21 protein-coding genes are annotated in these 26698 nt (G+C 72.0%); 20 read left to right on the plus strand and 1 reads right to left on the minus strand.

All coding sequences use genetic code 11. The features are described 5' to 3' along the window. The first annotated feature begins 24 nt into the window (after positions 1 to 24). The 20 genes from ACNNMR_RS38410 to ACNNMR_RS38505 are packed head-to-tail and all read left to right on the plus strand — an operon-like array spanning position 25 to position 25820. Complete coding sequence (locus ACNNMR_RS38410; RefSeq protein ID WP_419999343.1) at positions 25 to 1350, plus strand: nucleotide sugar dehydrogenase; 1326 nt, start codon at positions 25 to 27, stop codon at positions 1348 to 1350. Further along, entirely contained in the window at positions 1340 to 2587 is a 1248-nt protein-coding gene (locus ACNNMR_RS38415) for a glycosyltransferase family 4 protein (protein ID WP_419999344.1), read from the plus strand. The genes ACNNMR_RS38410 and ACNNMR_RS38415 overlap by 11 nt, the downstream gene beginning before the upstream one ends. Further along, complete coding sequence (locus ACNNMR_RS38420; RefSeq protein ID WP_419999345.1) at positions 2584 to 3972, plus strand: polysaccharide biosynthesis protein; 1389 nt, start codon at positions 2584 to 2586, stop codon at positions 3970 to 3972. Before ACNNMR_RS38415 ends, ACNNMR_RS38420 begins: the two co-directional genes overlap by 4 nt. Continuing rightward, on the plus strand, positions 3969 to 5501 hold the full coding sequence (locus ACNNMR_RS38425) for a Wzz/FepE/Etk N-terminal domain-containing protein (RefSeq protein WP_419999346.1): 1533 nt from the start codon (positions 3969 to 3971) through the stop codon (positions 5499 to 5501). The genes ACNNMR_RS38420 and ACNNMR_RS38425 overlap by 4 nt, the downstream gene beginning before the upstream one ends. Before the next feature lie 3 nt (positions 5502 to 5504). Next, a complete protein-coding gene (gene asnB, locus ACNNMR_RS38430) occupies positions 5505 to 7424 on the plus strand; it encodes an asparagine synthase (glutamine-hydrolyzing) (RefSeq protein ID WP_419999347.1) in 1920 nt (639 codons plus the stop codon). Beyond that, a complete protein-coding gene (locus tag ACNNMR_RS38435) occupies positions 7421 to 9598 on the plus strand; it encodes a bi-domain-containing oxidoreductase (protein ID WP_419999348.1) in 2178 nt (725 codons plus the stop codon). Before asnB ends, ACNNMR_RS38435 begins: the two co-directional genes overlap by 4 nt. Next, positions 9595 to 11565, plus strand: a complete 1971-nt coding sequence (locus tag ACNNMR_RS38440) for an alginate lyase family protein (protein ID WP_419999349.1) — start codon at positions 9595 to 9597, stop codon at positions 11563 to 11565. Before ACNNMR_RS38435 ends, ACNNMR_RS38440 begins: the two co-directional genes overlap by 4 nt. A 9-nt stretch (positions 11566 to 11574) precedes the next feature. Then, entirely contained in the window at positions 11575 to 13119 is a 1545-nt protein-coding gene (locus ACNNMR_RS38445; RefSeq protein ID WP_419999350.1) for a right-handed parallel beta-helix repeat-containing protein, read from the plus strand. Position 13120: 1 nt separating this feature from the next. After that, positions 13121 to 14341 carry an O-antigen ligase domain-containing protein gene (locus ACNNMR_RS38450; RefSeq protein ID WP_419999351.1) on the plus strand — a complete coding sequence of 407 codons (1221 nt, stop codon included), beginning with the start codon at positions 13121 to 13123 and terminating at the stop codon, positions 14339 to 14341. 7 nt (positions 14342 to 14348) lie between these two features. After that, the gene (locus ACNNMR_RS38455) at positions 14349 to 15542 is read left to right on the plus strand and encodes a glycosyltransferase (protein ID WP_419999352.1); all 1194 of its coding nucleotides are present in this window, start codon (positions 14349 to 14351) and stop codon (positions 15540 to 15542) included. Beyond that, on the plus strand, positions 15539 to 16774 hold the full coding sequence (locus ACNNMR_RS38460; RefSeq protein WP_419999353.1) for a class I SAM-dependent methyltransferase: 1236 nt from the start codon (positions 15539 to 15541) through the stop codon (positions 16772 to 16774). The genes ACNNMR_RS38455 and ACNNMR_RS38460 overlap by 4 nt, the downstream gene beginning before the upstream one ends. Beyond that, a complete protein-coding gene (locus tag ACNNMR_RS38465; protein WP_419999354.1) occupies positions 16771 to 17550 on the plus strand; it encodes a glucose-1-phosphate cytidylyltransferase in 780 nt (259 codons plus the stop codon). Before ACNNMR_RS38460 ends, ACNNMR_RS38465 begins: the two co-directional genes overlap by 4 nt. Then, positions 17547 to 18194, plus strand: a complete 648-nt coding sequence (locus ACNNMR_RS38470) for a PIG-L deacetylase family protein (RefSeq protein ID WP_419999355.1) — start codon at positions 17547 to 17549, stop codon at positions 18192 to 18194. The genes ACNNMR_RS38465 and ACNNMR_RS38470 overlap by 4 nt, the downstream gene beginning before the upstream one ends. A 3-nt stretch (positions 18195 to 18197) precedes the next feature. After that, positions 18198 to 19223, plus strand: coding sequence for an NAD-dependent epimerase/dehydratase family protein (locus tag ACNNMR_RS38475; RefSeq protein WP_419999356.1), 1026 nt, complete (start codon positions 18198 to 18200; stop codon positions 19221 to 19223). After that, on the plus strand, positions 19220 to 20497 hold the full coding sequence (locus ACNNMR_RS38480; protein WP_419999357.1) for a DUF4910 domain-containing protein: 1278 nt from the start codon (positions 19220 to 19222) through the stop codon (positions 20495 to 20497). Before ACNNMR_RS38475 ends, ACNNMR_RS38480 begins: the two co-directional genes overlap by 4 nt. A gap of 7 nt (positions 20498 to 20504) precedes the next feature. Further along, complete coding sequence (locus tag ACNNMR_RS38485; RefSeq protein ID WP_419999358.1) at positions 20505 to 21815, plus strand: hypothetical protein; 1311 nt, start codon at positions 20505 to 20507, stop codon at positions 21813 to 21815. Beyond that, positions 21812 to 22759 carry a glycosyltransferase family 2 protein gene (locus ACNNMR_RS38490; RefSeq protein WP_419999359.1) on the plus strand — a complete coding sequence of 316 codons (948 nt, stop codon included), beginning with the start codon at positions 21812 to 21814 and terminating at the stop codon, positions 22757 to 22759. The genes ACNNMR_RS38485 and ACNNMR_RS38490 overlap by 4 nt, the downstream gene beginning before the upstream one ends. Further along, on the plus strand, positions 22756 to 23940 hold the full coding sequence (locus ACNNMR_RS38495) for a polysaccharide pyruvyl transferase family protein (RefSeq protein WP_419999360.1): 1185 nt from the start codon (positions 22756 to 22758) through the stop codon (positions 23938 to 23940). The genes ACNNMR_RS38490 and ACNNMR_RS38495 overlap by 4 nt, the downstream gene beginning before the upstream one ends. Beyond that, positions 23937 to 24488, plus strand: coding sequence for a dTDP-4-dehydrorhamnose 3,5-epimerase (gene rfbC, locus ACNNMR_RS38500; protein ID WP_419999361.1), 552 nt, complete (start codon positions 23937 to 23939; stop codon positions 24486 to 24488). The genes ACNNMR_RS38495 and rfbC overlap by 4 nt, the downstream gene beginning before the upstream one ends. 6 nt (positions 24489 to 24494) lie before the next feature. Beyond that, positions 24495 to 25820 (plus strand): glutamate-1-semialdehyde 2,1-aminomutase, encoded by a 1326-nt coding sequence (locus tag ACNNMR_RS38505; protein WP_419999362.1) that lies wholly within the window; start codon positions 24495 to 24497, stop codon positions 25818 to 25820. Between the two features lie 4 nt (positions 25821 to 25824). On the opposite strand, the gene ACNNMR_RS38510 is transcribed toward ACNNMR_RS38505, so the two are convergent. After that, a complete protein-coding gene (locus ACNNMR_RS38510; protein ID WP_419999363.1) occupies positions 25825 to 26676 on the minus strand; it encodes an NAD(P)H-binding protein in 852 nt (283 codons plus the stop codon). Between the last annotated feature and the right edge of the window lie 22 nt (positions 26677 to 26698).

Consider the following 26698-nt stretch of genomic DNA (forward strand, 5'->3'; position numbering starts at 1 on the left):
GCCTGGTGGGGGGAGTTACCGAGAATGAGAGTTAGCGTCTTAGGGCTCGGCTATGTCGGCTGCGTGTCGGCCGCGTGCCTGGCCAGCCTGGGGCACGAGGTCGTCGGGGTGGACGTGAACCCGGCGAAGGTCGCCCTGGTCAACGGCGGCAAGGCCCCCGTGGTCGAGGAGCGGATCGGCGAGCTGACCGCCGAGGTCGTACGGAGCGGAGCGCTGCGCGCCACCGTCGACGCCCGCGAGGCGATCCTGGAGAGCGACGTGTCGCTGGTGTGCGTGGGCACGCCGTCGGAGCCGAACGGCAGCCTGTGCACCACGTACTTGGAGCGGGTCACCGAGCAGATCGGGGCGGCGCTGGCCGAGCGGGGCGGCGACCAGGCCCGGCACACCGTCATCTTCCGCAGCACCATGCTGCCGGGCACCTGCCTGAATCTGCTGGTGCCGATCCTGGAGAAGTACACCGGCGGCACCGCCGGGGTGGACTTCGGGGTGGCGGTCAACCCGGAGTTCCTGCGCGAGGGCACGAGCGTCAAGGACTTCTTCGATCCGCCCAAGACCGTCGTCGGCGAGTTCGACCCGGCGAGCGGCGATGTGGTGGCGGGGCTGTACGACGGGCTGCCCGGCGAGGTGTTCCGGGTGCCGGTACCGACCGCCGAGGCGATCAAGTACGCGGACAATGCGTTCCACGGCCTCAAGATCGGCTTCGCGAACGAGCTCGGTGCCGTATGCCAGGCGCTCGGCGTCGACTCGCACCAGGTGATGGACGTCTTCCTGGCCGACCGCAAGCTGAACATCAGCCCCGCCTACCTGCGCCCGGGCTTCGCCTTCGGCGGCTCCTGCCTGCCCAAGGACCTGCGGAGCCTGGTGCACGCGGCGCGGCGGGCGGACGTCTCGGTGCCGATCCTCTCCCATGTGCTGCCCTCCAATACGGAGCATCTGCAGCGCGCGGTGGAGCTGGTCGAGCGCACCGGAAAGCGCCGCGCCGGCCTGTTCGGGCTGTCCTTCAAGCCCGGCACCGACGACCTCCGCGAAAGCCCGCTCGTAGAGCTGGCGGAGCGGCTCTTCGGCAAGGGCTACGACCTGAAGATCTACGACGCCAACGTCAGCCTCTCCCGGCTGCTCGGCGCCAACCGCGAGTACATCGAGACCCGGCTGCCGCACCTCGCGCAGCTGCTCGCGGACTCCGTCGACGAGGTCCTCGACCACGCCGACGTATGCCTGGTCGGGACGCGGGACCCGGCGGTGCTGAAGGCGCTGCCGCATGGCGAAAAGCCCGTACTGATCGACCTCATCCGCCTCCCCGACGCCGAGGCGCGCCGGGCCGAACCGGGGTACATGGGACTTGCTTGGTAACGCAAAGCGCAACGCACTTGGTAACGCGAACAACGGCGACCAGCTCGACCGGCGCGCGCTGATCCTCGTCGAGAATCTGTCCGTTCCCTTCGACCGCCGGGTGTGGCAGGAGTGCACCACCCTGCGCGACGCGGGCTGGGAGGTGCACGTCATCTGCCCCCGCGGCACCAAGCGGGACACCGAGCCGGAGGCGATGATCGGCGGGGTGCGGATCCACCGCTACCCGCTGAAGGCCGCCACCGGCGGGCCGGCCGGCTATCTGCGGGAGTACGGCGCCGCGCTCTGGCACACGCTCCGGCTGGCCCGCAAGGTCGGCCCGGTCGATGTGGTGCACGCCTGCAATCCGCCCGACCTGCTGTTCCTGCCCGCGCTGTGGCTGAAGCGGCGCGGCGCCCGGTTCATCTTCGACCAGCACGACCTCGTGCCCGAGCTGTATCTGTCCAGGTTCGACCGCGGCAAGGACCTGCTCTACCGAGCGGTGTGCGCGCTGGAGCGGCGGACCTACCGGACCGCCGACATCGTGCTCGCCACGAACGAGAGCTACCGGGACGTCGCCGTCAGCCGCGGCGGCCGCCGCCCCGCGGACGTCTTCGTGGTGCGCAGCGCCCCCGACATCGAGCGGTTCCATCCCGTGCCGCCCGAGCCGGAGCTGAAGCGCGGCAAGCCGCATCTGCTGTGCTACCTCGGCGTGATGGGCCCGCAGGACGGCGTCGACTATGCGTTACGGGCCCTGGCGAAGCTGCGCGACGAGGTGGGGCGGGACGACTGGCATGCCGTCTTCGTCGGCGGTGGCGACACCTTCGACGCGATGGTGCGGCTGTCCCGGCAGCTCGGCCTCGCGGAGCAGGTGCAGTTCACCGGGCGCATCCCGGACGACGACCTGGTGCGCTACCTGTCCACCGCGGACGTGTGCCTCTCACCCGACCCGCACAGCCCGCTCAACGACGTGTCGACCATGAACAAGGTCCTGGAATACATGGTCATGGGCCGGCCGATCGTCTCCTTCGACCTCAAGGAGGCGCGCGTCTCCGCCGGCGATGCCGCCCTGTACGCGCCCGCCAACGACGAGGCCGAGTTCGCCAAGCTCATCGCGGTCCTGATGGACGATCCCGAGCAGCGCGCCCGCATGGGCAGATACGGGCAGGAGCGGATCGGCGGACCGCTCTCCTGGCGCAACTCGCAGGAGTCGCTGCTCGCCGCCTACGCCGCCGCCTGCCGCGGAGCGTGGTCCCCGTGACCGACGACACCATCAGGCTGGCCACCATCGGCCGGATCTTCCGCCGCCGCGGGCGGCTGCTCGCCGCCTGCGCCGTGGCGGGGGCGCTCTTCGGTTTCGGACTCTCGGTGCTGTTCCCGCCCAGCTACACGACGGCCGCGTCCGTCGTGATGCCGGGGCAGTGGGAAGAGCGCGAGATCCTGACGCAGGCACAGGTCGCCACCAGCTCCGCCGTCGTGGACCGTACGGCCAACGCGCTCGGCTGGAGCGGCGTCAGCGGCAGCGACCTGCTGGGCAAGGTGACCGCCAAGGCCGGCGCCCAGGGCAACTTCATCCAGATCTCGGGTACGGCCGAGACCCCGGAGCGCGCCCAGCGGCTCGCCGACGAGTCGGCGCAGCAGTTCGTCACCTACTCCGCGCGGATCGCGGGCAGCAACCCCGAGGCGGCGGGCGGGCCCAAGGCGCTGCGCAAGAAGGTCGAGCAGACCAGCCGCGACATCACCGACCTGGCCAAGACGGCGGGGTCCGGGCAGTCCGTGGAGAGCGTGCAGGCCCGTACCAAGCTCGAGCAGCTGCGCACCGCGCTCGAGGAGGCCGTGGAGAAGCTGGACCAGTCCGATCCGGAGAACAACAAGGCCAGCATGGTCGTCATGGGCCCCGCCGCCCGCCCGACCGGCGAGGCGCCGCCGACCCGGACGCAGCTCGTCGGCGGTGGGGCGCTGCTGTTCGTCATCGCCGCGATCATCGGCCATCTCACCGCCGCCCGGCGCAGCAACCGGCTGCGTACGGAACGGGAGATGGCCGCGGCGCTCGGCTCGGCGCTGCTCGGCACCGTCGACGTACCCGGAGAACGGGGCGCGCACCGGCCCAAGGGCGGTGGCGCGCGCGCCGCTGCCCGCCGGCTGCTGGGCCTCGACATCCGGTGGGACACGCCGGCCCCGCGGACCTCGGGCGACGAGGCGAGCAGGCGGACCCGCTACCGGCGGGTGTGCGCCCGGCTGCGCGACCAGCTGCCGGGGCCGCGACGGCTGCTGGCCCTCGTACCGGAGGGCGACGAGATCGCCTTCCGGGCCGCCGGGCAGCTCGCCGCCGAGGCCGGGAGCAACCCGGGCCCGGCGAGCAGGGGATATCCGGCGCTGCGGGTGGTGGAGGTGCCGGTGTCCCGGCCGCTGGTGCCGGACCGCGGCACCGAGTCGGGGGCCCTGGTGGTGCTCAGCGCGGGCAACTGGACCGCGCCGGAGCTCACCGGGATCGCCGAGGCCTGCGCCGACGCCGGGCACGAGGTCGTCGGCATCGTCGTCGCCGGCGCGGTCCGGGGCCGTACGCGGTCCGCGGGGCCCGTGCCGGAACCCGGCCCGCCGGCGGCGACCGCGGTTGGCCAGCACGTAACGGGGGGATCAGCGTGACCACGAGCACGACTCCGCAGGCACCGGCAGCCTCACCGCTGCTCGACCTGCACGCACTGGTGGTGGCGGTGCGCAGGCGCCGCCGCCTCTGGTGCTCCATGGCCCTGCTGGGCCTGCTGGTCGGCGCGGCGCTCGCCGTGCTGATGCCGCCGCCGCCGAGGGCTACGACCAAGGTGCTCGTCGCCCACCAGGAAGACCAGCCGAACGACACCGGCACCCTGATCCGCACCGACGTCGAAGTGCTGCAGACCACCAGGGTCGCCGAGAAAGCCCTCAAGGCCCTGGGGTCCACGGAGAGCCCGGACGACTTCCTGCAGGTCTACCGGGGCGCGGGCGTCACCAACAACCTGCTGCAGATCACGGTGACCGGCGACACCGACGCGCAGGCGGTGGACCGCGCCAAGGCGCTGGCCGACGCGTTCATAGCCGACCACGTGAAGCGGATGCGGGACTCCGCGAAGGCCGAGGCCAAGGGCCTGATCGACCAGCGGGACCGGCTGCGCAAGGAGCTCGACAAGGTCAACAAGGCGATCGGCGGCCGCTCCCCGGAAAGCGCCCCGGCGCAGTCGGCGGAGCTCGAGTCGCTCTTCGACCGCCGCGCCAAGCTCAACTCGCAGATCGGCGACTACGACCAGCGCGCGGAGGAAGCGCGCATCGGCACGCCCCAGCTCATCGCCCGTACGCAGATCGTGGACGACCCGCGCGCGGTGGCGCACTCCGTGCCCAAGTCGGCCGTCACCAGCGGCGCGATCGGGATGGTCCTCGGGCTCGTCCTCGGGCTGCTCGTGGCCGCCGTCGGCACGGTGGTGGCCGACCGCCCGGTGCTGCGCCGGGAGATCGCCGTGAACCTGGGCGCCTCGGTGATCGGCGAGCTGCGGAAGCCGTCCAGGCTGTGGCTGCGCCCGCGGACCCGGGCCCGGGGACAGCTCACCGCGACCCTGGCCCGCGTCGTACGCGCCTCCGCCGACCCGGTGTCGCTGCTCGAAGTGGGCTGCGCGCGCACCACCAGCGTGATCGCCCTGGACCTCGGCAGAGCGCTGGCGGCGCAGGGGCCGCTGGTCCTCGTCGACGGCCTGCCCGGCGTGCAGCTCGCGGCGCTCAGCAGAGAGCCGGGCGACCCGGAGGTGATCGGCGCCGAGCAGGCCGCGGCCGTGCCCCGGCGGACCCGCAGGATCGGCGTCGGCTCGGTCGGCCCGGGCACCGCATGGACCGATCTGCACCACCTCGGCGCCCAGACCGTGCTGGTGGTACGGGCCGGGCACGGCAGCGCCGCATGGCTGCACACCGTGGCGCGGCAACTCGCCGACCTGCGCATTCCGGTGATCGGCGTGGTGCTGATCGACCCCGACCCGGGCGACAGGACCGACGGCACCCTGTGGGACGGCCTGCACACCGCGCTGCGCGGGCACGGCGAGCGGCAGGCCCGGCAGAACGGCACGGGGCGGCTGCGGACGGAGCGGGCGGAGCGGGCCGAGCGGCCGTCGTGGCCTGCCGTACGGGTCCCGGACAGCGACCAGGAGGCGCGCTAAGACGTGTGTGGCATCGCAGGCACCTACCGATGGCCGGACGGGAAGGCCGTGACCGACCGGCTCACCGAAATCCTCGCCCACCGCGGGCCCGACGGGGCGGGCAGGTACAGCCACGCCGCCGGCGACGGCGAAGTGGCGCTCGGACACCGCAGGCTCGCCATCATCGACCTGTCCGAGACCGGCGCCCAGCCGATGGCGGTGGACGGCCTCTCCCTTACGTACAACGGCGAGCTCTACAACGCACCCGAGCTGCGCGCCGAACTGGCCGCCGCCGGGGTGCGCTTCCGCGGCACCTCCGACACGGAGGTGGTGCTGGAGGCCTGGCGGCGCTGGGGTACGGACTGCCTGCCGCGGCTGCGCGGCATGTTCGCCTTCGCGGTCTTCGACGAGCGCACCGGAGAACTGACCCTCGCCCGCGACCAGCTCGGCATCAAGCCGCTGTTCCTGCTGCGGCGCGGCGACGGGCTGGTCTTCTCCTCGGAGCTGAAGGCGCTCGCGGCAGCCACCGGCGGGACGCTGGAGGTGGACCATGCGGCGCTGGTGGCCTCGCTCCTCTACTACTGGGTGCCGGACTCGCGCTGCGCCTACCGCGAGGCGGAGAAGCTGCCGCCGGGGAGCTGGCTGCGGATCCGGCCCGACGGCGATGTGCAGCGCGGCCGGTTCTGGGATCTGAAGGAGGTCGCCGCCGAGGGCCAGGAGCGGGCCCGTAGCGGCGAGCGTCCCGACCTGGCCGCCATCATCGAGGAGTCGACGCGGCAGCACCTGCTCTCCGACGTGCCCGTGGCGACCTTTCTCTCCGGCGGCCTCGACTCCAGCTATCTGACCGCCCTGGCCGCCCGCCACCAGCCCGGGATCGCCGCCTACACGATCGGATTCCGCGCCGAGGACGCCAAGTTCGAGGCCATGCCGGACGATCTGCGCTACGCGCGGCAGGTCGCCGAGTGGTTCGGCGTCGACCTGCGGGAGATCGAGATCGCGCCGAACGTGCTCGATCTGCTGCCGCGGATGACGTACCACCTGGACGAGCCGATCGGCGACCCGGCGGCGATCAACACGTACCTGATCTGCTCGGCCGCCCGCGAGGCCGGGGTGAAGGTGATGCTCTCGGGGATGGGCGCCGACGAGCTGTTCGCCGGCTACCGCAAGCATCTGGCCAACTTGATCGCGCTGCGCTACCAGCGCGTCCCGCGGCCGCTGCGGCGCGGCGTGCACGCCGCCGTGGACCGGCTGCCGGTCGCCACCGCCCGGCGCGGCTACCGCTCGGTGCGCTTCGCGAAGCGCTTCCTGTCCTTCGCCGAACTGCCGGAGGAAACCGCCTTCCGGCGCAGCTACACCATGTACGACCAGGAGGAGCTGCTCGCCCTGATCGACCCGGACCTGGCGGGGACGGTCGACGACGTGCTCACCGAGCACGCCGATACGTACGCGGACAACGAGCTCGACGACTTCGTCAACCGCATGTGCCTGGGCGACGCCCGCATGTTCCTGCCGGGCCTCAACCTCACCTACACGGACCGGTCGAGCATGGCCGCGTCGACCGAGGTGCGGGTGCCGTACGTGGACGTCGAGGTGGTGAAGGCGGCCTTCGCCTTCCCCGGCGACCGCAAGATCGCCGGACGGCAGGGCAAGGCCGTACTCAAGGAGGCGGCCACCTCGATCCTGCCGAAGGAGATCGTCTACCGGCCCAAGGGCCTGTTCAGCGCCCCGCTGCGGGCCTGGATGAGCCGCGATCTGGCGCCGCTCGTACGGGATGTGATCAACGACGGCGAGCTGGTGAAGGCCGGGTTCCTGCGCCGCGACGCGCTGCGGCGGATGGCCGCCGAGGACGCCGCCGGGCAGCGGGACTTTTCCAAGCATCTATGGCATGTGCTGACCCTCGAGTACTGGTACCGGGGCGCGACTTCTGGGGAGTTTTCCAGGTGAAACAGGTAGTGCAGAACTACAAGAGCGGCGAGCTGGCGCTGCTCGACGTCCCGGTGCCGGGCTGCAAGCCGGGCGGGGTGCTGGTACGGACCGCGTACTCGCTGATCTCCACCGGCACCGAGCTGATGAAGGTCTCCGAGGCCGGCATGTCGATGGTCGGCAAGGCCCGCTCCCGCCCCGACCAGGTCGCCAAGGTCATGCAGAGCGTGGCCACGAACGGGCTGCCCGCGACGTACCGCAAGGTGATGGGCAAGCTGGATTCGTATACGCCGCTGGGCTACAGCCTGTGCGGGGTGGTCGAGCAGGTCGGGGCCGGGATCGACGACGTCAAGGTCGGCGACCTGGTCGCCTGCGCGGGCAATGAGCACGCGCTGCACGCCGAGTTGAACTGGGTGCCGCAGAACCTCTACACCCCGGTCCCGGACGGCCTCGCCCCGCGGCACGCGGCCTTCGGCACGGTGGGTTCGATCGCGCTGCAGGGCGTCCGGCAGGGCGAGCCGCAGCTCGGCGAGGTGGCGCTGGTCATCGGGCTCGGGCTGATCGGGCAGCTGGTGGTGCAGCTGCTGACCGCCGCGGGCGTACGCGTCATCGGCGCCGACCCCGACCCCGCGCGCTGCGAGCTCGCCGAGCGTACGGGCGCCGCGGCCTGCGGCGACCCGGGCTCCGCGGACGTGGCGAACGCGGTCGCCGAACTCACCGGCGGGCACGGCGTCGACCAGGTGTATCTGGCCGCGGGCGGCGGCAGCAACCAGCCCGTCGAGCTCGCCGCCGAGCTGGCCCGGGACCGCGGCCGCGTCATCGACATCGGCAAGTGCAGCCTCGACCTGCCGTGGAACGCGTACTACGAGAAGGAGCTGGACGTCCGGTTCTCCCGGTCGTACGGCCCCGGGCGCTACGACCCGGCGTACGAGCTGGAGGGGCGGGACTACCCGATCGGCTATGTGCGTTGGACCGAGCGCCGCAATCTGGCCTGCTTCCTCGACCTCGCCGCCCGCGGCCGGGTCGACGTGGAGCCGCTGATCTCCCATGTCGCCGGCTTCGACGACGCCGTGGAGACGTACCGGAGCCTGAAGGAAGGCGAGCTGAAGGCGGTCGCCGTGCTGTTCCGGTACGCCGGGCAGGCGGCCGAGCCGCAGCCCGCGCCGACGGTGGCCGTGCCCGCGGTGAACGTGCGGCGGGACCGGGCCCGTACGCCCAAGGGGGCGCTGCGGATCGCCTTCGCCGGGGCGGGGAATTACGCCACGTCCATGCTGCTCCCGCACCTGGCCGGGCAGGAGGGCCTGGAGCTGGCCACCGTCGTCACCACGACGGCGCTGTCCGGGGCCAACGCGCAGCGGAAGTTCGGCTTCGCCGAGGCCACCACCGACCTCGACGCCGTGCTCGGCGACAAGTCCATCGACGCCGTCTTCGTCGTCACCCGGCACAGCTCCCACGCCGACCTCACCCGCAAGGCGCTGCAGGCCGGCAAGGCGGTCTTCGTGGAAAAGCCCCTCGCCCTCACCGAGGAAGAGCTGGCCGACGTCCTGGCCACCGTGGAGGAGACCGGCAACGACCGGCTGCAGGTCGGCTTCAACCGCCGCTTCGCGCCGCTGCTGCGGGAGGCCAAGCGGCGCTTCGGCACCAGGACGGGACCGGCGAACCTGCGCTACCTCATCAACGCGGGCCGGCTCGAGCACGGCAGCTGGTATCTGCAGCAGGACAGCGAGGGCTCGCGATTCGCGGGCGAGGGCGGGCACTTCATCGACACGGCGAGCTGGCTGCTCGGCGCCGACCCGGTGTCGGTGTACGCGGTCGCCACGTCAGGGCCCGACGACCTGCAGGTCGTGCTGCGCTACCCGGACGACTCCACGGCCACCATCAGCTACGTCACCACCGGCGCGCCCGGCTTCCCGAAGGAGACCCTCGACCTCGTCGCGGACGGCAAGGTGCTGCGGCTCGACGACTTCGTCAAGGCCTCGGTGTACGGCCGTGACCGCTGGGTCAGCTCGCGGCTCCCCAAGGCCAGGGACAAGGGCCAGCGCGCCGAACTGGGCGCGTTCCTCCGGGCCGTACGGTCCGGCGGGCCGATGCCGGTGCCGCTGGAGTCCCTGGCGGCCACCACCGCGGCCACCCTCGCCGTGCCGGCCGGGCTGGCCGGGGGCGCGCCGGTGACCTTGTCGAGGGCGGCGCGATGACGATGAGCGCGGGCTGGTACCTGCGCCGGCTGTCCCGGATGGAGCCGCGGGAGGTCGGCGGCCGGGTGGCCGACGCGGTGCGCAGACGGCGGTGGCGGTCCGCGCCGCCGGCCGCCCCGGACGTGACCGGCGCCCACTTCACCGGAGCACTGCCCGAAGGTGCCCTCGCCGCGGTGCCGGCGGACGCCGCGAAGCGGCTCGTAGCGGAGGCGGACCGGCTGCTGGCCGGGCGGGTCGAGTACTTCGGCGTCGAGCGCGACGACCTCATCGAGCCCGGCTGGTGGTACGACCCGAAGACCGGGCTCAGGGCGCCGTGGGGCTACGCCTTCGACGTGCCGTACCGGGACGAGGACACGGTCGGCGACATCAAGCAGATCTGGGAGCTGTCCCGGCACCAGTACTTGACCCAGCTCGCCGCCGCGTACGCGATCACCGGGAACGAGCGCTACGCCGAGCGCGTCGCCGAGCACCTGCGGTCCTGGTGGGCGGACAACCCGCCGCTGCGCGGCGTGCACTGGGTCAGCGGCATCGAGCTGGGGATCCGGCTGCTGTCGTGGGTGTGGATCCGGCGGCTGCTCGACGGCTGGCCGGGCGCGGCCGGTCTTTTCGAGGACAACCCGGCGGCGGTCGGCCAGATATGGCATCACCAGCGCTGGCTGGCCGCCTTCCCGAGCCGCGGCTCCTCGGCGAACAACCACGTCATCGCCGAGGCCGCGGGTCAGTTCGCGGCGGCCTGCGCTTTCGACTGGTTCCCTTCGTCGGCGCGCTGGCGGGCCGACGCCCTGCGGTCGCTGGACCGGCACCTGCGCAGCAATACCTTCCTCTCGGGGCTCAACCGCGAGCTGGCCACCGAGTACCACGGCCTGGTGCTGGAGCTCGGCCTGGCCGCGGTGGCCGAGGCGGATGCCGCCGGGGTGCCGGTGCCCGCGACGGTGCGGCTGGTGCTGTTACGGATGACGGACGCGCTCGCGGCCGTCGTGGACAGCGCGCTGCGGCCGCCGCGGCAGGGGGACGCGGACGATGGGCACGGGCTGGTCGTGGACGGGGCGGGGACCGACCGGTGGGGCTCGCTGCTGGCCACGGGGGAGGCCGTGTTCGGCCGGCTCGACTGGTGGCCCGAGGTGCCCGGGACGGATGTGCGCACGCCGCTGCTGGCCGCGCTCATCAAGCCGCATGAACTGCCGGCGTCCCGCCCTCCGAAGCGCCCTGCCCACTTCGCCGACGCCGGGCTCACCATCCTCCGCGGCCCCGGCGAGATCTGGTGCCGCTGCGACGGCGGCCCGCACGGCTTCCTGTCCATCGCCGCGCACGCGCACGCGGACGCGCTGTCCGTGGAGGTACGGCACGACGGGGTCGACGTGCTCGCCGACCCGGGGACGTACTGCTATCACGGGCAGCCCGACTGGCGCCGCTACTTCAGGTCGACGCTCGGCCACAACACCCTGCAGCTGGGCGCCGGTGACCAGTCGGGATCCGGCGGCCCGTTCCTGTGGACCCAGCACGCCCGCAGCCGCGTCCTGTCCGTGGACACCGCCGATGAGCAGGTGGCCAACTGGTGCGGCGAACACGACGGCTACCGGCGCCAGGAGGGCGTCGTGCACCGCCGCCGGGTCGAGCTGACGGCCGCGAGCCGGGAGCTGCGGATCGTAGACGAAGTGCGCAGGGTCGCCGAGGCGCGCGGCCCACGCCTGACGGCCCGGCTGGCGTTCCACCTCGGGCCCGCCATCTCGGCCGGCCTGGTGGGAAACCGGGCCGAGCTCACCTGGACCCGCGACGGCGAGCCCCGCTCCGCCGTACTGGACCTGCCGGAGCAGCTGTCCTGGCGGGCCCACCACGGCGAGACCGACCCGCCGCTGGGCTGGTATTCGCCCGGCTTCGGGCGCAAGGAACCCGCCACCACGCTGATCGGCAGCGGCTTCGCCGACGGCGCGGACGGGTTCACCACTGTACTCAGGTTCCGCGGCTAGGGAGGGCGCGTGGGGATGAAGTGGCGGCACTGGGCGCGGTCGGCGGCACCGCTGGCGCTGACGCTGCTGGCGACCGGCTGCACGGGCACGTCGGGTGGTGGCGCGGAGCCGGACGGCGCGGCGTCCACCGAGCCGGCCAAAGCCGGGTCGGCCCAGCCCGTGGCCCGGGTGTGCGCCAAGCCGACGGCCGGGCCCGCGAAGGCGCCGAAGGGCGCGGTGACCGTCGACCCCAAGAAGGTCGACGACCTGGCGAAGAAGACCAGGAGCCACCCCGCGGGCACGACGTTCTGGCTGCGGCCCGGCAAGCACCGGCTGGAGCCGGCGCGCTATGCCCAGGTCATCCCCAAGAAGGGCAACCGCTACGTCGGCGCGCCCGGCGCGGTGCTCGACGGCCGGAAGAAGAACCAGTATGCCTTCGGCGGCCACGCCGACAAGGTCACCATCCGCCACCTGACCGTGCAGGGCTTCGTGGCGCCGCAGGACGAGGGCGTGGTCAACCCCGGCTCGGGCGACGACTGGGTGATCGAGCACTCGAAGATCCAGTACAACAAGGGCGCCGCGATGATGACCGGCGCCCGCCAGCGGATCCGCGGCAACTGCCTGCGCGACAACGGCCAGTACGGCATCAACGGCTACAAGGAAGGCAACACCGTCCGCGACCTGGTCGTCGAGGGCAACGAGGTCGTCGGCAACAACACCGACGACTGGGAGCGGCGGAACGAGGGCTGCGGCTGCACCGGCGGCATGAAGTTCTGGGCGGTCAACGGCGCCGACATCCGCGGCAACTGGATCCACGACAACCGCGGCACCGGCTTCTGGGCGGACACCAACAACAACGACTTCCTGGTCGAGAACAACCTGATCGAGAAGAACGACGGCGCCGCGATCATCTACGAGATCAGCTACAACGCCGTCATCAGGAAGAACACGATCCGGCGCAACAACCTGGTCGACGGCCGCCGGAACGCCGACCGCGGCGACACCTTCCCCTTCGCGACCGTCTACGTCTCCGAGTCCGGCGGCGAACCGCGGATCAAGGCCCGTACGAGCAAGATCGAGATCTACCGGAACGTGCTGGAGAACAACTGGAACGGCATCACCCTCTGGGAAAGCCCCGACCGGTTCTGCAACAGCCCCTCCAACACCTCCTCCGGCGACTGCACCCTCCTCGTACGCGACAAGGACCGCTGCAAGCAGCCGGGCATCGCCAAGGCACCGCTCTACGCCGACTGCCGGTGGAAGACCCAGCGGGTCGACATCCACGACAACCGCTTCGCGCTGAAGAAGACCGCCATCAACTGCATCGACCTCTGCGACCGCATGGCGGTGCTGGCCAACTACGGCACCTACCCGAAGTGGTCGCCGTACAAGGGCAACGGGGTCGCCGAGGCGGTCACCCGCAAGCAGCACAACCGCTGGCACGACAACGTCTACCTCGGGCCCTGGCAGTTCGTCGCCCACGACCCGAGCCGGGTCCTCGACTACGACCAGTGGCAGGCCGGCCCGTACCGGCAGGACAGGACCAGCACCTTCCGCCCCGGGGCGGGTGGCTGAGATGGATACGGTACGCAAGCCGAAGGCCGTCGGGATCGTCTGGGGGCTGCTGGCGGTCAACACGATGGGCTCCGCCGGGGCGAAGACCATCATCCCGCTGCCCCGCTCCCTCATCCAGATGGTCACCATGGGCTCGCTGCTCGCGGCCTTCGCGCTGGCCCTCGCGCTCAACCTGCGGCTGCGGATCAGGCCGAGCGCCTTCGTGCTGCTGCTCACGCTGCTGCTGGTGCCGAGCGTGATCTCCAGCGTGGACCTGGAGTCCGGCTTCGGGGCGCTGTTCCGCTGCACCCGGCTGGCGCTGTTCGTCGGCACGCTGTGGCTGCTCACCCGCTGGTGGGACGGCAGCCTGACCTTCGTCAGAAGCCATATCCGGGTCTACTTCGGGATCCTCGGGACGGTGGCGGCCGGGCTGCTCATCTCGCCGGGCGCGGCCATGCCCGAGCTGTACGGCGGGCGGCTGGTCGGCGCCCTGTGGCCGCTGACGCCGCCGCAGATCGGGCAGTACACGGCGGTGATCATCGGCCTGACGGTGCTGCTCCTGGTGGGCCGCAGCATCGACCGGGCCAGCGCGGCCGTGGTCATCGTGCCGTCGCTGGTGCTGCTGGCGCTGACCCATACCCGTACGGCCACCATCGGCCTGCTCGCCGGGCTGGTGCTGGCGATCTGCTCACTCATCATGACCAGCGGCGCCGCCCGCCGGTTCTTCGGCTGGTCGGTGCTGGTCGTGGTGGTGGCCGCGGTGGGGTTCGCGGGCGCGCTGCAGGCGTGGTTCCTGCGCGGGCAGAGCCAGGAGTACTTCACCAGCCTCACCGGCCGGGCCAAGGTATGGGACGCGCTGCTCGCGGCGCCCAGGACCACCTCGGAGCAGCTCTTCGGTACGGGCCTGGGCGACAAGTCGTTCGGCGGGCTGCCGATCGACAACAGCTGGCTGGCCGCGTACAACGAGCAGGGCCTGGTCGGCGTGACCATCGTGGCGGTGTACATCGCCGTGCTGCTCGGCGTCGCGCTGCTGCGGCCGCCGTCGCTGTCCCGGGCCTGCGCGATCTTCCTGATCAGCTACGTCGCCATCTCCTCATACACCGAGGCCGGACTCGCCGACGCCTCGCCGTACCTGCTCCATCTCGCCCTGGCCGCCTCGCTGCTGGCGACGCCGGTCGAGGCAGCGCCCCTGAAGACACCCGACGTGCCCCAGCGGCGCATTCCGCGATGGGCAAGGAGGTGACCTGACCATGCATGTCCTCGTGGTGCACAACCGCTACGTCTCGGCGCAGCCGAGCGGGGAGAACCGGGTCGTCGACCAGGAGACCGAGCTGCTGCGCTCGGCCGGCCACCGGGTCGAGATGTTCGAGCGGCGCAGCGACGACATCGCCGCCAAGTCGCTGCTCGGCAAGGCCGCGGTGCCGCTGCTGGTGCCGTGGAATCCCGCGGTCCGTACGGAACTGGCCGCCCGGCTCCGCGCGACCCGGCCGGATGTGGTGCACGTCCACAACGTCTTCCCGCTGCTGTCGCCTGCGGTGCTGGCCGCCTGCGCCGACGCCGGGGTGCCCGCCGTGGCCACGCTGCACAACTACTACCAAATCTGCCCGCCGGGCACCCTGCAGCGGGACGGCCGCACCTGCACCGACTGCGTCGGCCACACCGTGCCGCTGCCCGCCGTCCGGCACGGCTGCTACCGCCACTCCCGGCTGGCCACGGTGCCGCTCGCGGTCGGCCTGCCGCTCAACCGGCGGCGCTGGTGGCGGGACGTCACCCGCTTCTTCTGCATCTCGGCCGCCCAGCGCGACGTCCTGGTGCGGTCCGGGATGCCGGCCGAGCGGCTGGTGGTGAAGCACAACTTCGTACCGGATCCAGGAGCTTGCCGCGAGGGCGACGGCGAGCACGTCCTATATCTCGGCCGGCTCGCGGAGGCCAAGGGCCTGCCGCTGCTCATGGCCGCGTGGGACGAGCTCGCGGTGGCCGGCGGCATCGGCGTGCCCCTCGTGATCGCGGGGGCGGGGCCGCTGGAGCGCGAGGTCGCCGACTGGGCGGCGGACCGGGACGACGTGCAGTACGTCGGCCTGTACGACCCCGCCCAGTGCCAGAAGGCCATCGAGCGGTCGGTCGCCGTGCTGGCCCCCTCGATGTCCCTGGAGACCTTCGGCCTGGTGGTCGTGGAGGCGATGGCCGCCGGGGTCCCGACCGTCGCCGCCGCCCACGGCGCCTTCGTCGAACTCGTCGAGGACGGCGTCAGCGGGCTGCTGCACCAGCCGGGCGACGCCGCCTCGCTGGCGGACCGCATACGGCGGATCGCGGCGGAGCCGCGCCGCAACCGGGAGCTGGGACTGGCGGCCCGGCGCCGATACGAGCAGGGATTCAGCCCGGCCGTCGGGCTGAAGCGCCTGGTGGATGAGTACCGCACCGCGATATTGGGGGGCACTAAATGACAGGATGCCGACTCTGCGGCTCGACGGCGCTGGAGAGCGTCGTCGATCTCGGGGCGACACCACCGTGCGAGAGCTTTCTCGCCGCGGACCAACTGGACCGGCCGGAGCCGGCCTATCCGCTGCATCTGCGGGTCTGCACCGAGTGCTGGCTTGCGCAGATACCGCCGTTGATCACGCCGGAGGAGACGTTCAGCGAGTACGCGTACTTCTCGTCGTACTCGACGTCCTGGGTGGAGCATGCGCGCGGCTTCGTCGCCGAGGCCGTGGCGCGGCTGGGGCTCGACACCGACTCCTTCGTGGTCGAGGTCGCGAGCAACGACGGATATCTGCTGAAGCACGTGGCGGAGCGGGGGATCCGCTGCCTCGGCATCGAGCCGTCGGTGAACGTCGGCGCCGCGGCGCGGGACGCGGGCGTGCCCACGGTCACGGAATTCCTGACCCCGGACACCGGCGACGCCGTCCGCACCAGGAACGGCCCGGCGGACCTGGTCGTGGCCAATAACGTGTACGCGCACATCCCCGACGTCATCGGCTTCACCAAGGGGCTGCGCTCCCTGGTCGCCGACGACGGCTGGGTCTCCATCGAGGTGCAGCATCTGCTGACGCTGATCGAGCAGAACCAGTACGACACGATCTACCACGAGCACTTCCAGTACTACACGGTCGCGTCGGCCATCCGGGCGCTGGCCAGCGGCGGGCTTGCGCTCGTGGACGTAGAGCTGCTGCCGACGCACGGCGGATCGATCCGGCTGTGGGCCAGGCCCGAGGAGGTGGCGGGGGAGCCGTCGCAGCGGGTGGCCGATGTGCTGGCCCGGGAGAAGGCCGCCGGGCTGCAGGAGCTGTCCGGGTACACCGAGTTCTCGGCGCGGGTGGCCAAGGTGCGCCGGGACCTGCTCAACTTCCTCATCGCGGCGGCGGAGCGCGGCGACACGGTCGCCGGGTACGGCGCGCCCGGCAAGGGCAACACGCTGCTCAATCACTGCGGCATCCGGCCCGATCTGCTGCCGTACACGGTCGACCGCAATCCGTACAAGCACGGGCGGTACACCCCGGGGACCCGCATTCCGATCCTGCCGCCCGAGCAGATCGCGGTGGACCGGCCGGATTACGTCCTGGTGCTCCCGTGGAACCTGCGGGCCGAGCTGGTCGAGCAGCTTTCCTACATCCACGAGTGGGGCGGGCGGCTGGTCTTTCCCATACCGGAACTCAGCATTGTCGAGGTGAAGCCGTGAAGGTCGTTCTGTTCTGCGGCGGTTATGGGTTACGGATGCGCAGCGGCTCGTCCGACGACCTGCCGAAGCCGATGGCGATGGTCGGGCCGCGGCCGTTGATCTGGCATGTGATGCGCTATTACGCGCACTTCGGGCACAAGGATTTCATCCTGTGCCTCGGATACGGGGCGCACCACATCAAGAACTTCTTCCTCACCTACGAGGAGACCACGTCCAACGACTTCGTCATGCGCAACGGGCGGGCCGAGCTGCTGTCCACCGACATCGCCGACTGGACGATCACCTTCGCGCAGACCGGCATCGAGTCGCCGATCGGGGAGCGGCTGCGCCGGGTGCGGCACCACCTGGACGGCGACGAGATGTTCCTCGCCAATTACGCGGATGTGCTCACCGACGCGCCGCTGCCGGAGATGATCGACGCCTTCGCGCGGCGCGACGCGGGTGCGTCGATGATGGTGGTGCCGCCGCAGTCCTCGTTCCACTGCGTGGACCTCGGTGAGGACGGGCTGGTCGGCGGCATTACGGCGGTGAGCGAGCTGCCGCTGTGGGAGAACGGCGGGTATTTCGTGCTCCGGCAGGAGGTCTTCGACCACATACCGGAGGGCGGCGACCTGGTCGCCGACGGGTGTGCGCAGCTGGCCAAGCGGGGGCGGCTGGTGGCGCACCAGCACCGCGGCTTCTGGAAGCCGACGGACACGGTGAAGGAGAAGGCGGCGCTGGATGCCGCGTATGCGCGCGGGGATCGGCCGTGGGCGGTTTGGGAGGAAGCCGCATGATCCGCCTCGGCGCCGGCGCCCTCGACTGGGTCGTCGCCATGGGCGCCCACTGCGACGACATCGCCATCGGCGCCGGCGGCACCCTCCTCACCCTCTGCCGGTCCCGCCCCGGCATCCGCGTCGACGCGCTCGTACTCTCCGGCGGCGGCACCGACCGGGAGCACGAGGAGCGGTCCGCGCTCGCCGCCTTCTGCCCGGACGCCGACCTGCGGCTGACCGTACTCAAGCTGCCCGACGGCCGGCTGCCCGCGCACTGGGACGAGGCCAAGGTCGCCGTCGAGGAGCTGCGCGCCGAAACCGACCCCGACCTGGTGCTCGCCCCGCGTACCGAGGACGCGCACCAGGACCACCGCGGCCTGGCGCAGCTCGTCACCACCGCCTTCCGCGACCACCTCGTCCTCGGCTACGAAATCGTCAAATGGGACGCCGACCTCGGCCGCCCGATCGCGTACCAGCCGCTGTCACCGCAGACCGCCGTGCGGAAGGTCGAGCTGCTGCAGGAGCACTATCCCTCGCAGCGGCACCGGCCCTGGTACGACCGGGAGGCCTTCCTCGGCCTCGCCCGGATCCGCGGCATCGAATGCCAGGCGCGCTACGCCGAGGCCTTCGCCGTCACCAAACTCACGCTCAACCTGGGAGGTTGAACCTTGCGCGTACTGCTGACCGGACATCAGGGCTACCTGGGCACCGTCATGGCCCCGGTCCTCAAAGCCGCCGGACACGAGGTCACCGGCCTGGACTCCGGCCTCTTCGCCGACTGCGTGCTCGGTCCGCGGCCCGCGGACCCGCCGGGGCAGCGGGTGGACCTGCGCGACGTCACCGCCGAGCACCTGACCGGCGTCGACGCCGTCATCCACCTGGCCGCCCTGTCCAACGACCCGCTCGGATCCCTGGCACCCGAGCTCACCTACGACATCAACCACCACGCGTCCGTACGCCTCGCCAGGCTGGCCCGCGAGGCCGGGGTGCGGCGCTTCCTGTACGCGTCCACCTGCTCCGTCTACGGCGCCGCGGGCGGCGACGACCTGGTCGCCGAGGACGCCCCCTTGCGCCCGGTCACCCCGTACGCGGAATCCAAGGTCCGCGTCGAGGACGACCTGCACGAGCTGGCCGACGAGGGCTTCACCCCGGTCTTCATGCGCAACGCCACCGCCTTCGGCTACTCGCCGCGGCTGCGCGCCGACATCGTGCTGAACAACCTCGTCGGCCACGCCTACCTGTCCGGCGAGGTGCTGGTGCTCTCCGACGGGACCCCGTGGCGCCCCCTCGTCCACGCCGCCGACATCGCCCGCGCCTTCACGGCGGCGCTCACCGCGCCGCGGGCGGCCGTGCACGACCGGGCGTTCAACATCGGCAGCGAGGTCAACAACGTCACCGTCGCCGAGATCGCCGAGCAGGTCGCGGAAGCGGTGGACGGCGCCAAGGTGGTGATCACCGGCGAGACCGGCGCCGACCCGCGCTCCTACCGGGTCGACTTCTCCCGCTTCCGTGCCGCCATACCCGACTTCGAGTGCGAGTGGACGGTCAAGCGCGGCGCCTTCGAACTCGCCGCCGCCTACCGCGAACACCAGCTCACCCGCGAGGACTTCGACCGCCGCTTCACCCGCCTCGCCGTGCTCCGCGCCGCGTCCGAGGACGGCGCCGTCGACGACACCCTGCGGTGGCGCCGATGACGGAGCCGGGGGAGGAGATGTACGCGCTGGTGGAGCGGCTCTACCCGCTCTGCCGGAGCATCACGGGCGACGGGGTGCGCGCCACCCTCGACATCGTCGGCGAGTACGTCCCGCTGGAGGTGCACGAGGTGCCGACCGGCACACAGGTGCTCGACTGGACGGTGCCGCAGGAATGGAACATCCGGGACGCCTACATCGCCGACCCCGCCGGCCGCCGGGTCGTCGACTTCGCCGAGTCCAGCCTGCACGTGCTCGGCTACAGCGTCCCGGTGGCGCGGCAGACCATGCCCCTGTCCGAGCTGCGCGACCACCTGCACACGCTGCCGGACCAGCCGGCCCTGATGCCGTACCGCACCAGCTACTACCAGCCGCAATGGGGCTTCTGCCTGTCCCAGGACACCCTGGACGCGCTGCCGGACGGCGACTATGAGGTACGCATCGACTCCACCCTCGAGGACGGCCACCTCACCTACGCCGAGCACGTCGTCCCGGGCCAAGTCCCCGACGAGGTGATCGTCTCCTGCCACGTCTGCCACCCGTCGCTCGCCAACGACAACCTGGCCGGCATCGCGGTGGCGACCTTCCTGGCGCGGGCGCTGGCGGAGGAGACGCCCTGGTACACCTACCGATTCATCTATGCGCCTGGCACCATCGGCGCGATCACGTGGCTGGCCCGCAATAGGGAGCGCGTCGAGAAGGTCAAGCACGGGCTCGTGCTGGCCTGCGCGGGCGACTCGGGCTCGCTCACGTACAAGCAGAGCAGGCGCGGCGACGCGGAGATCGACCGGGTGCTGGCGCATGTGCTGGCCGCCTCCGAACGGCCGCACCGGATCACCGAGTTCACGCCGTACGGCTACGACGAGCGGCAGTACTGCTCGCCCGGTTTCGACCTCGGAGTGGGCTCGCTCTGCCGGACCCCGTACGCGGGCTACCCGGAGTACCACACGTCAGGCGACAACCTGGACTTTGTATCCGGGGACGCGATGGCGGACACGCTCGCCGTCTGCCGCGAGGCGTTCGCCGTCCTGGACCGCAATCTGCGGTACGTCAACGTCAGCCCGTACGGCGAACCGCAGCTCGGCAGGCGCGGCCTCTACGACTCGCTCGGCGGCCGCAGCGACGCCAAGCAGGCGCAGATGGCGATGCTCTGGGTGCTCAGCCTCTCCGACGGCGGCCACAGCCTGCTAGACATCGCCGAGCGGTCCGGGCTGCCTTTCGACGCCGTCGCCGTGGCGGCGGGCGCGCTGCACGGCGCCGGGCTGATCAAGGCGTGACATCGCGATGACCATCGAGGGGGAGAAGACGAGGGAGACGGTGGCCAGGGGGCGGCACCGGCGGTCGACCGCCAGGCGGGCGATTGCCGGGCGGCTGTCGTGGGGGCTGGCCGACCAGGCGGCGTCCAGTGCGTCCAACTTCCTGGTGGGGATGTATGTGGCCCGCTCGCTGGGGCTGGCCGCCTTCGGCGTGTTCAGCCTGGCCTGGGTGACGTACGGAGTCGTGCTCAGCGTCTCCCGCGGGCTGGCCACCGACCCGCTCGTGGTGCGCTTCAGCGGCACGTCGGAGAAGTCCTGGCGCGAGGCCACGGGCCGGTCGTCGGGCACCGCGCTCGCCGTCGGCGCCGCGCTCGGGGCGGCGTGTCTGGTGGTCGGGCTCGGGGTCGGCGGGCGCGTGGGGTCCGCGTTCTTCTGCCTGGGCATCGTGCTGCCGGGGCTGTTGCTGCAGGACGCCTGGCGGTTCGCGTTCTTCGCGGCTGGGACCGGGCGGAAGGCGTTCGTCAACGACGTCGTGTGGGGCGTCGCGATGATCCCCGCGCTGGTGGCGGCGGCCCGGGTCGGGAGCGTGGCCGGGTTCGTGCTGGCCTGGGGCGGCACCGCCGCGGTGGCGGCCGCGTACGGCTGCTTCCAGGCCGGCGTCCGGCCCCGGCTCACCGGGGCGCGGCGGTGGCTGCGCGAGCAGCGCGACCTCGGCTACCGGTACCTGGTCGAGAACGTCGGCCTCAGCGGCGCCGCCCAGCTCCGCTCGTACGGCCTCGGGGTGATCGTCGGGGTCAGCGCGGTCGGCGTGGTCCGCGGCGCCGAGCTGCTGCTCGGCCCGTTCCTCGCCGTGCTGATGGGGCTTTCGCTGGTCACCGTCGCCGAGGCGGCGCGGGTGCTGCGGCAGGCGCCGCACCGGCTGGCCCAGTTCTGCCTGCTGCTCGGCGCCGGGCAGGCCGTCGCCGCGGTGCTCTGGGGCGCGGCGCTGCTGCTGGTCCCCGACCATCTCGGCGAACACGTGCTGGGCACCGTCTGGTACGGGGCCGCGCAGCTCATCGTGCCCGCCACCCTCGGCGTCGCGGGCGCCGGGCTCGGCACCGGCGCGGCGGCCGGGCTGCGCGCGCTCGCCGCGGCCAAGCGCAGCCTGCGCTGCCAGCTCTTCGCCTCCGCCTGCTACGTCGGCGGCGGCCTCGGCGGCGCGGCCCTGGGCGGCACCTCAGGCTCTGCCTGGGGCGTCGCCGCCGCGACCGTCGTCAGCTCGGCCGTCTGGTGGCAGCAGCTGCGGTCCGCGCTGCGCGAGCGCCACCGTCATTCGATCCCTGAAGTGAGGTTGCCATGACCGACCGTCCCCGGCTGAGCATCGGCCTGCCCGTCTACAACGGCGAGGAGTACCTGGCCGAATCGCTCGACGCCCTGCTCGGCCAGACCTACGAGGACTTCGAACTGGTCATCACCGACAACGCCTCCACCGACGGGACGCAGGACATCTGCCGCCGGTACGCGGACAAGGACTCCCGCATCCGCTACCTCCGGCTGCCCCGGAACATCGGCGCCGCGCCGAACCACAACTACGTCTTCACCGAGTGCCGCGGCGAGCTCTTCAAGTGGGCCTCGCACGACGACCTTTACGCCCGCGACCTGCTGCGCCGCTGCGTGGAAGCGCTGGACGAGCGCCCGGAGGTGATCCTCGCGCACGCCGACCAGGCGGTCATCGACGAGAACGGGCAGGTGAAGGTCCCGTACGAATACACCCTCGCCACCGACTCACCGCACGCGCCGGAACGCTTCCGCAGCATGCTCTTCGAGCCCGGCGGCGACGACTTCTACGGGGTGATCCGGGCCGACGTGCTGCGCAAGGTGAAGCCGCACGACAGCTATCACCACGCGGACCGCACCTTCGTCGCCGAGATCGGCCTGCACGGGCCGTTCCACCAGGTGCCGGAGCTGCTGTACTTCCGCCGCGACCACCCGACGCGCGCCGAGCGGGCGAACCCCTCGAAGCGCTCGCGCTGCGTCAACCTCGACCCGCGCCGGGCCGGCCGGCTGCACCCGACGCCGCGGCTGCTCGCCGAGTACGTATGGGGCTTCGTCTCCGCGATCCAGCGGGCGCCGCTGTCCGCGCGCGACCGGCGCACGTGCTACCGCCACCTGGCCGCATGGATGACCAGCCGGGCCCGGCCGGGCACGGGGGAGCGGGTCGAGGACCGGGCGCCGGTCGACCCGGCGAAGCTCGCGGTGTCGGTGGACGCGCTGGTCGCCGGGCGTGAAGGGCGGCAGGCGTGACACCTGTGCGCGTAGGGGTGTTCGGCCTGCTCGGCTCCGGGAACCTCGGCAACGACGGGTCGCTGGAGGCCGTGCTCGGATATCTGCGCGCCGAGCATCCGGAGGCGGTCGTGGACGCGCTGTGCGGCGGTCCCGAGGTGGTGGCGGCCCGGTACGGGATCCGCGCGACGCGGCTGCACTGGTACCGCGGCGAGTACCGGACCGCGTCGCGGGCGGGGGCGATCGCGGGGAAGGGGGTCGGCAAGCTGGTCGATGTCTTCCGTACGGCCGCGTGGGTGCGGCGGCATGACGTGGTGATCGTGCCCGGGATGGGCGTGCTGGAGGCGACACTGCCGCTGCGGCCGTGGGGGTTTCCGTACGCGCTGTTCCTGCTGTGTGCGAGCGGGCGGGTGTCCCGTACGAAGGTCGCGCTGGTCGGGGTCGGGGCCGGGCCGATCGGGGTGCGGGCGACGCGGGTGCTGGTGCGGTGGGCGGGGCGGCTGGCCGCGTATCGGTCGTACCGGGACGTGCAGTCCCGGGATGCGATGCGGGCGATGGGCGTGGATACGGCGCGCGACGAGGTCTATCCGGACCTGGCGTTCGCGCTGCCGCCGCCCGCCGCGCCGGCAGGGTCCTCGGGGACGGTGTGCGTCGGCGTCATGGATTTCCACGGCGGCAATGACGACCGCGACCGGGCCGGGGAGATCCACCGGCGGTACGTGGACGGGATGACGCGGTTCGTACGTGCCCTGGTCGAGGACGGCCGGCAGGTCCGGCTGCTCATCGGCGACGAGGTCGACGTGGCGGCGGTCGACGCGGTGCTCGGCGCGGTCGATTCGCCTTTGGTCACGGCCGCGGAAGCGGGCTCGCTCGCTGACCTGATGAAGGAGATGGCGGCCGCCGATGCCGTGGTGGCGACCCGCTATCACAACCTGATCTGCGCGCTGAAGGCCGGCACCCCGACGCTCGCCGTCAGCTATGCGGCGAAGAGCGACGCGCTGATGGCGGCGATGAGCCTGGGGGAGTACTGCCACCCGGCGCGCGCGGTCGACGCCGACCGGCTGCTCGGGCAATTCCGGGAGCTGGAGCGGCAATCGGCGGAGCTGCGGCGGACCCTCGCCGTCCGCAATCGCGCCGCCACCGAGCAACTCGACGACCAATTCACCGCCTTGACCGCGGCCCTGTTCCAGGAGACCAGATGAAAGCCACCGAAATCCCGGAGATCGCGGGCGCCTATCTCTTCGAGCCGACCCCGCACGCCGACGAACGCGGCTTCTTCTCCCGTACCTTCGACGCCGACGTGATCCGCTCGGTGGGTCTCGACCCGCACGCCTTCGTCCAGGACAGCGTCTCCCGCTCGGCCCGCGGCGTGCTGCGCGGCCTGCACCTGCGGTCGGGCGCCGGGGAGGCGAAGCTGGTGCGGTGTTCGTACGGGAGCATCTTCGACGTCTCCGTGGACCTGCGGCCGGATTCCCCGACGTACCGGAATCAGGCCTACTACGAGCTGTCCGACGAGACGCAGCTGACGCTGTACATCCCGGCGGGCTGCGCGCACGGCTTCCAGGCGCTGTCCAAGACGGCCGACACCTCGTACCGGATCGACCGCCGGCACGACCCGGCGGAAGACGTGACGATCGCCTTCGACGACCCGGAGCTCGGGATCCCCTGGCCGCTGCCGGCCACATCGATGTCCCGGCGGGACCGGGAGGCGCCCGGCCTCGCCGAGGTCCTGAAGCAACTGGAGAGGTGAGGCGGCGTGGACACGGACGACTTTCAACTGCCCAAGTCGCGGGCGGCGAACGAGCGGCTGCACGCGGCGATTCCCGGTGGCGCGCATACGTACGCGAAGGGCGACGACCAGTATCCCGAGCAGCTGGCGCCGGTGATCAGCCACGGCCGGGGCGCGCATGTGTGGGATGTCGACGGCAACCGGTACATCGAGTACGGCTCCGGGCTGCGGGCGGTCAGCCTCGGTCACGCACATCCCCGGGTGATCGAGGCGGTGCGGCGGGAGCTCGACCGCGGCAGCAACTTCGTCCGGCCTTCGATCGTGGAGGCCGAGGCGGCGGAGCGTTTCCTGGCGACGGTGCCGACGGCCGAGATGGTGAAGTTCGCGAAGAACGGCTCCGACGCGACCACGGCCGCGGTGCGCCTCGCCCGGGCGGTCACCGGGCGGCCGCGGGTGGCGGTGTGCGGCGACCATCCGTTTTTCTCGGTCGATGACTGGTTCATCGGGACGACGCCGATGCCGGCGGGCATTCCGGCGGCGACCACCGACCTGACCGTGGCCTTCCCGTACGGAGATCTGGCCGCGACGGAAGAGCTGCTCACCCGCCACGCGGGCGAGGTCGCCTGCCTGATCCTCGAACCCGCGACCCACACCGAGCCGCCGCCCGGGTATCTCGCCGGGCTGCGCGAGCTGGCGGACCGGCATGGCTGCGTGCTCGTCTTCGACGAGATGATCACCGGCCTGCGCTGGTCGGCGGCGGGCGCCCAGGGCTTGTACGGCGTCACCCCGGATCTCTCCACCTTCGGCAAGGCGCTGGGCAACGGCTTCGCCGTCTCCGCGCTGGCCGGTCGCCGCGAGCTGATGGAGCGGGGCGGGCTGCGGCACTCCGGGGAGCGGGTGTTCCTGCTGTCGACCACGCACGGGGCGGAGACGCATGCGCTGGCGGCGGCGATGGCCGTACAGACCACGTATGTCGAGGAGGGCATCACCGCGCGGCTGCACGCCCTTGGCGAGCGGCTGGCCGCCGGAGTCCGCGATGCGGCGGCCGGGATGGGCGTCGGCGACCACGTCGTGGTGAAGGGCCGGGCCAGCAACCTGGTCTTCGCCACCCTGGACGAGAACGGCCAGCCGTCGCAGCCGTACCGGACGCTCTTCCTCCGGCGGCTGCTCGCGGGCGGCGTGCTGGCCCCGTCGTTCGTGGTGAGCAGCGCGCTCGATGACGCGGACATCGACGGTACGGTCGAGGTGGTCGGTCAGGCCTGCGCGGTGTACCGGAAGGCGCTCGACGCCGGTGACCCCACGCCATGGCTGGGCGGGCGGCCGGTGAAGCCGGTGTTCCGCCGGCTGGCGTGAGGGGCTAAGCGGTCTCGGCCGCGAGCCGGTCCGCGACGGTGCGGGGCTCGCGGCCGAGGAGGTCGGCCAGCAGGGGGCCGGCTTCGGCGAAGTAGCCCGCGTGGGCTGCCTGATACCAGGTGAGAAAGAAGCGGGCCAGCTGCTCCGGCACGCCTCTCGCGATCTGGTCGGCGATCCACCTTTCGTCGTCCGCGACGACGCGCTCGATGGTGCGGCCGGCGAGATCAGAGGCGATCTTGGCGAAGTCGTCGAAAGTCACGGCGGTCGGCGCGGTGAGGTCGACGGGGCCGTCGAAGGAGCGGTCCCCGGCGAGGACGACCGCGGTGGCCTCGGCGATGTCGTCACGGTCGGTGTACGGCACGGGGCCGTCCGCCGGCTGGGCGATCACGCCGGTCCGCTGCCACGGGCCGAGCATCTGGTCGATCGGGCCGTAGGCGGCATTGCGCAGCGCGGTCCAGGCGACGCCGGAGTCGGCGAGGATCGCCTCGGTGGCGATGTGGATGTCCGACGGCCGGTACGGATTGCCGGGGACGGCGCCGTGCTGGCTCGTGTAGAGGATCCGCCGGGCGCCGGCCGCGACCGCGGCTTCGATGCCGTTGCGGTGCAGGGCGACCATGTCGGCGGCCGGGTCGTTGCCGGACACCAGCAGGACCTGCTCGGCGCCCGCGAAGGAGTCGCGCAGCGCGGCCGGGTCCTCGTACGAGCCCTGCCGCACGCGCACGCCGCGGTCGGCGAGGTGCTGTGCCTTGGCGGTGTCGCGGACGCTGACGCCGATCCGGTCGGCGGGTACGCGCTTGAGGAGGTGCTCGACGGTGGTGCCGCCCAGCCCGCCGGTCGCCCCGGTGACAACGATCATGATCTTCACCCTCGTAAGTTGA

The organism is Streptomyces boninensis, from assembly GCF_048572725.1.
GTDB lineage: Bacteria > Actinomycetota > Actinomycetes > Streptomycetales > Streptomycetaceae > Streptomyces > Streptomyces boninensis.

Coding starts and splice junctions, on each gene's coding strand:
- ACNNMR_RS38410 (WP_419999343.1), top strand. CDS start 25: ATGAGAGTTAGCGTCTTAGGGCTCGGCTATGTCGGCTGCGTGTCGGCC.
- ACNNMR_RS38440 (WP_419999349.1), top strand. CDS start 9,595: ATGACGATGAGCGCGGGCTGGTACCTGCGCCGGCTGTCCCGGATGGAG.
- ACNNMR_RS38450 (WP_419999351.1), top strand. CDS start 13,121: ATGGATACGGTACGCAAGCCGAAGGCCGTCGGGATCGTCTGGGGGCTG.
- ACNNMR_RS38455 (WP_419999352.1), top strand. CDS start 14,349: ATGCATGTCCTCGTGGTGCACAACCGCTACGTCTCGGCGCAGCCGAGC.
- ACNNMR_RS38460 (WP_419999353.1), top strand. CDS start 15,539: ATGACAGGATGCCGACTCTGCGGCTCGACGGCGCTGGAGAGCGTCGTC.
- ACNNMR_RS38470 (WP_419999355.1), top strand. CDS start 17,547: ATGATCCGCCTCGGCGCCGGCGCCCTCGACTGGGTCGTCGCCATGGGC.
- ACNNMR_RS38480 (WP_419999357.1), top strand. CDS start 19,220: ATGACGGAGCCGGGGGAGGAGATGTACGCGCTGGTGGAGCGGCTCTAC.
- ACNNMR_RS38485 (WP_419999358.1), top strand. CDS start 20,505: ATGACCATCGAGGGGGAGAAGACGAGGGAGACGGTGGCCAGGGGGCGG.
- ACNNMR_RS38490 (WP_419999359.1), top strand. CDS start 21,812: ATGACCGACCGTCCCCGGCTGAGCATCGGCCTGCCCGTCTACAACGGC.
- rfbC (WP_419999361.1), top strand. CDS start 23,937: ATGAAAGCCACCGAAATCCCGGAGATCGCGGGCGCCTATCTCTTCGAG.
- ACNNMR_RS38510 (WP_419999363.1), bottom strand. CDS start 26,676: ATGATCGTTGTCACCGGGGCGACCGGCGGGCTGGGCGGCACCACCGTC.